Source organism: Pseudomonas sp. Sample_9, from assembly GCF_004307535.1.
Classification (GTDB): Bacteria; Pseudomonadota; Gammaproteobacteria; order Pseudomonadales; family Pseudomonadaceae; genus Aquipseudomonas; species Aquipseudomonas mercuritolerans.
This window is the reverse complement of the sequence record NZ_RAZO01000446.1, coordinates 1-4,691: the sequence shown is the minus strand read 5'-3', so window position 1 is coordinate 4,691 and position 4,691 is coordinate 1. Positions and strand designations below refer to the sequence as shown.

The window sequence follows — 4,691 nt, the reverse complement described above, 5'->3', positions numbered from 1 at the left end:
GCTCATATTTCGATCTTGTTGTGCAGCTCATTGGTCGGGCGCAACGCCCGGGCATAGCAGAACAGGAACAGATTGCGCACCAGCTCCTTGAGTACCAGCGGCTCGCTGGAATTGAGGCTGCTGACGTCCAGATCGCCTTGATCCTGCAGCTCATGCAAGGCTTCTTCTTCAAGCACCGCACAGACTTCGCCGGTTTCCCGATGGAGGATTCTGAGGTACGGGTGTGGGCGATCCAGCCAGGCGTCGATCAAATAAGTCATGGGTCTCATCTCCTTGAAAGGTTTCAATGAGAATAATTCTTATTCATCAAATAGCAAGTGCCTATTGGCGGATCGTGGAGTTTTTCGGGTAAAGGTTGTGTCAGGTCAAAATGGCTGGCTGATGGCCATGCGCGGATTCATTGAGCCGAAGGGGGGAGGGCAAAGCTCCATCCCACGGCTGGCGCAGGATGGATGACGCAAGGCTCAGACTTTTCTGACGAACTCGGATTTGAGCTTCATCGGGCCGATGCCGTCGATCTTGCAGTCGATGTCGTGATCGCCATCGCACAGGCGGATGTTCTTGACCTTGGTGCCGACCTTGACCACCAGCGATGTGCCCTTGACCTTGAGGTCCTTGATCACGGTGATGGTGTCGCCGTCCTGCAGGACGTTGCCGACCGAATCTTTCTTCACTGCATCATCGGCCGCCACTTCGGCTTCGCCGCTGGCAGACCACTCGTGGGCGCACTCGGGGCAGACCAGTTGGGTGCCGTCTTCGTAGGTGTATTCGGAATTGCATTTCGGGCAGGGTGGCAACGTGCTCACTAAGGTTCCTTGGGTATCAGGAGGACTAAAGGGCGCACATTGTATAGGGTTTTACGCGGAGGAGGGCATAGCGCAGAAACAACTGTGGGAGCGAGCCTGCTCGCGAAAGCGCTGTGTCAGTCAACATTGAGTCGATTGGCAGATTGCTTTCGCGAGCAGGCTCGCTCCCACAGGGGATGAATCAGTGCGTGCGGGCTACCGCGAACTCGCTCAATTCAACCAAGGCATCGCGGTATTCGCTGGCCGGCAGCGCCTCGAGGCACTTGATCGCGCGGGCCACATAATCACGGGCCAGTTGCGCGGTGTACTCCAGCGAGCCGGACGCTTCGACGGCGATGCGGATGCTTTCGAGGTCTTCGATTCCGCCTTTCTGGATCGCCTGACGCACCAGTGCCGCCTGTTCGGCCGTGCCTTCGCGCATGGTGTAGATCAGCGGCAGGGTCGGTTTGCCTTCGGCCAGATCGTCGCCGACGTTCTTGCCCAGGGTTTCCGCGTCGCCTTTATAGTCGAGCAAGTCATCAACCAGCTGGAACGCCACACCCAGGTGATCGCCAAACGTGCGCAGGGCTTCGCTCTGCTCGGCGGTCGCGCCGGCCAGGGCGGCGGCGCTGTGGGTCGAGGCTTCGAAGAGCATCGCGGTCTTGCCGCGGATGACTTCCATGTAGGTTTCTTCGCTGGTGCTGGCGTCACGCACCTTGGACAGTTGCAACACTTCGCCTTCAGCGATGATGCGTGTGGCCTGCGAGAGAATCTTCATCACCGGCATCGAGCCGAGTTCGACCATCATTTCGAACGAGCGCGAATACAGGAAGTCGCCGACCAGCACGCTCGGGGCATTGCCCCACATGGCGTTGGCGGTCGAGCGGCCACGGCGCATGCCGGACATGTCGACGACGTCGTCATGCAGCAAGGTCGCGGTGTGCAGGAATTCGATGGTGGCGGCCAGCAGGCGCATGTCGTCGCCTTCGCGACCCAGAGCCTTGCCACACAGCAACACTAATAAAGGACGCAGGCGTTTGCCGCCGGCCGACGTGATGTAATCGCCGATTTTCGATACCAGCGGCACTCGAGACGTCAGCTGCTTCTTGATGATGCCGTCGACGGCGCTAAAATCGTCCGCCACCGCGCGGTAGAAAGCTTGGGGTTGCATCAGCGAGAGTCGCTCCAGAAGGGTTGCGCGGCATGCTAGGACCCCCGTCCAGACCTGTCAAGGCGCGATGGACGGCCACTTGCGCGAGGCAGATTGCTTGCGTACAATCGCGCACCCTGAACTTCCTGGGCAGCACCTGCCTTACGCAATTGCACTTGGGCCGTTCCAGCCCCATGCAGCCATGCCAGCCAATACCTCTTCTTATAAAGAGCTGGGTGAGCAGGATTATCGGAGAAATACCATGTACGCAGTAATCGTTACCGGCGGTAAGCAATACAAGGTCGCTGAAGGTGAATACCTGAAGATCGAAAAACTGGAAATCGCTACTGGCGAATCCGTGACTTTTGATCGCGTTCTGCTGGTCGCCAACGGCGACGACGTGAACATCGGCGCACCAGTTGTTGCTGGCGCAACCGTCAAGGCTGAAGTGATCTCCCAAGGTCGTCACGATAAAGTCCGCATCATCAAGTTCCGTCGCCGTAAGCACCACATGAAGCGTATGGGCCACCGCCAGTGGTTCACCGAGATCAAAATCACCGGTATTCAGGCTTAATTACAGCCTAATTCCTCACTAGGAGAATTGAACTCATGGCACACAAAAAAGCTGGTGGTAGTACCCGTAACGGTCGCGACTCAGAAGCCAAACGCCTTGGCGTGAAGATGTATGGCGGCCAGGTCATCAAGGCCGGCAACATCATCGTGCGTCAGCGCGGCACCCAATTCCACGCTGGCTACGGCGTTGGCATGGGCAAGGATCACACTCTCTTCGCTAAAATCGAAGGCGTGATCAAGTTCGAAGTAAAGGGCGCCTTCGGTCGTCGTTACGTGAGCGTAATCGCGGCTTAATCGCGAGATCGCTGGAGAAGCCCTGTCTTGCGACGGGGCTTTTTCGTTTGTGGGGTGAGTCTCTTGCAAAGCTGTTTGTATGGGCTGTCGGCGTGCGATGCAGGTCGTGTCTTGGGGTCGCTGCGCTCATTTTTGCAAGAGTCTTATGTCTTGATTGTTTTTCGGCTCGTCCGTACGGCGAGAGGCGTTGGTTATGAAGTTTGTTGATGAAGTATCGATTCGCGTAAAGGCCGGTGACGGTGGCAACGGTGCCATGAGTTTCCGCCGGGAAAAATTCATTGAAAACGGCGGCCCGAACGGCGGTGATGGCGGTGACGGCGGTTCCATCTACATGATGGCCGACGAAAACCTCAACACCCTGGTCGACTACCGTTACACCCGTCACTTCGATGCCGAGCGTGGCTCCAACGGCGGCAGCACCGACTGCACCGGCAAGAAGGGCGAAGACCTGATCCTGCGTGTGCCGGTCGGCACCACCGTGATCGACTCTGCCACTCAGGAAGTCATCGGCGACCTGACCAAGGCCGGTCAGAAACTGATGGTAGTGCAGGGCGGCTGGCACGGTCTGGGCAACACCCGTTTCAAATCCAGTACCAACCGTGCGCCGCGTCAGACTACGCCAGGCAAGCCGGGCGAGCAGCGCGACCTCAAGCTGGAAATGAAAGTGCTGGCCGACGTCGGTCTGCTGGGCTTGCCGAACGCCGGTAAAAGTACCTTTATCCGTTCGGTCTCGGCCGCCAAGCCGAAAGTCGCCGACTACCCGTTCACCACGCTGGTGCCGAACCTGGGTGTGGTCAGCGTCGATCGCTGGAAGAGCTTCGTCATTGCCGACATTCCGGGGCTGATCGAAGGCGCTTCCGACGGTGCCGGCCTGGGCATTCGCTTCCTCAAGCACCTGGCGCGCACGCGTCTGCTGCTGCACCTCGTCGACATGGCGCCACTGGATGATTCCAGTGCTCCGGACGCGGCTGAAGTGATCGTCAACGAGCTGATCAAATTCAGCCCGTCGCTGGCCGAGCGTGATCGCTGGCTGGTGCTGAACAAGTGCGACCAGATCCTTGAAGAAGAGCACGATGCTCGGGTCAAGGAAATCGTCGATCGCCTGGAATGGACTGGTCCGGTGTACGTGATCTCGGCCATCGCCAAGATCGGTACTGAGCGTCTGTGCCACGACATCATGCGTTACATGGAGGACCGTGCCGATCGCCTCGCCGCAGATCCTGCGTACAAGGAAGAACTGGCCGATCTCGACCAGCGTATCGAAGACGAAGCCCGTGCGCAGTTGCAGGCGCTGGACGACAAGCGTGCCCTGCGTCGCAGCGGCGTGAAGTCGGTCCATGACATCGGCGACGATGACTGGGATGAAGAAGATGTGGATGACGAAGACGGTCCGGAAATCATTTACGTGCGTGACTGATCCGTTGCGATAAACTTGAACGCCGCTCAATCGAGCGGCGTTTTAGTATCCGGAAATCGATCGTTGGTCAGCAATCGCCACGATTAACGTCACGGGCAGTGCCAGGTCGCGCTGCCCTCAAGCTAAGGTTGAAGATGATGCGGAGCAAGGTGACAGGTGCGCAGCGTTGGGTCGTGAAGATCGGCAGCGCTTTGCTGACAGCTGACGGCAAGGGGCTGGATCGCGCGGCAATGAGTGTCTGGGTCGAGCAGATGGTGGCGCTGCATGAAGCGGGCGTCGAGCTGGTGCTGGTGTCCTCCGGGGCGGTAGCGGCCGGCATGAGCCGCTTGGGCTGGACTGCGCGACCCAGTGCCATGCACGAGCTGCAGGCGGCCGCTGCAATCGGTCAGATGGGGCTGGTGCAGGCGTGGGAGTCGAGCTTCGCCGAGCATGGCCGGCACACTGCGCAGATTCTCCTGACCCACGACGACCT

Annotated in this window: 6 protein-coding genes and 1 pseudogene; 4 read left to right on the top strand and 3 right to left on the bottom strand. The window is 58.9% G+C overall.

What is annotated here, in order from left to right:
* Positions 1-2 precede the first annotated feature (2 nt).
* The 3 genes from D6877_RS25450 to D6877_RS25440 form a co-directional block, all read right to left on the bottom strand.
* Positions 3-260, bottom strand: coding sequence for a hypothetical protein (locus D6877_RS25450; RefSeq protein ID WP_016773118.1), 258 nt, complete (start codon positions 258-260; stop codon positions 3-5).
* A 204-nt stretch (positions 261-464) separates the two neighbouring features.
* Complete coding sequence (locus tag D6877_RS25445) at positions 465-806, bottom strand: zinc ribbon domain-containing protein YjdM (RefSeq protein WP_016773119.1); 342 nt, start codon at positions 804-806, stop codon at positions 465-467.
* Positions 807-987: 181 nt separating this feature from the next.
* Positions 988-1,956, bottom strand: a complete 969-nt coding sequence (locus D6877_RS25440) for a polyprenyl synthetase family protein (RefSeq protein WP_016773120.1) — start codon at positions 1,954-1,956, stop codon at positions 988-990.
* 241 nt (positions 1,957-2,197) lie between these two features.
* Here D6877_RS25440 and rplU point away from each other — a divergent pair, with 241 nt between their 5' ends.
* The 4 genes and pseudogenes from rplU to D6877_RS25420 form a co-directional block, all read left to right on the top strand.
* Positions 2,198-2,509, top strand: coding sequence for a 50S ribosomal protein L21 (gene rplU, locus D6877_RS25435; protein WP_007924746.1), 312 nt, complete (start codon positions 2,198-2,200; stop codon positions 2,507-2,509).
* A 35-nt stretch (positions 2,510-2,544) separates the two neighbouring features.
* Positions 2,545-2,802, top strand: a complete 258-nt coding sequence (rpmA, locus tag D6877_RS25430; RefSeq protein ID WP_016773121.1) for a 50S ribosomal protein L27 — start codon at positions 2,545-2,547, stop codon at positions 2,800-2,802.
* A gap of 193 nt (positions 2,803-2,995) precedes the next feature.
* Positions 2,996-4,219 (top strand): Obg family GTPase CgtA, encoded by a 1,224-nt coding sequence (cgtA, locus tag D6877_RS25425; RefSeq protein WP_016773122.1) that lies wholly within the window; start codon positions 2,996-2,998, stop codon positions 4,217-4,219.
* A gap of 137 nt (positions 4,220-4,356) precedes the next feature.
* Positions 4,357-4,691, top strand: a pseudogene (locus D6877_RS25420) (glutamate 5-kinase); the annotation flags it as partial.

Coding starts and splice junctions, on each gene's coding strand:
- D6877_RS25450 (WP_016773118.1), bottom strand. CDS start 260: ATGACTTATTTGATCGACGCCTGGCTGGATCGCCCACACCCGTACCTC.
- D6877_RS25440 (WP_016773120.1), bottom strand. CDS start 1,956: ATGCAACCCCAAGCTTTCTACCGCGCGGTGGCGGACGATTTTAGCGCC.
- rplU (WP_007924746.1), top strand. CDS start 2,198: ATGTACGCAGTAATCGTTACCGGCGGTAAGCAATACAAGGTCGCTGAA.
- rpmA (WP_016773121.1), top strand. CDS start 2,545: ATGGCACACAAAAAAGCTGGTGGTAGTACCCGTAACGGTCGCGACTCA.
- cgtA (WP_016773122.1), top strand. CDS start 2,996: ATGAAGTTTGTTGATGAAGTATCGATTCGCGTAAAGGCCGGTGACGGT.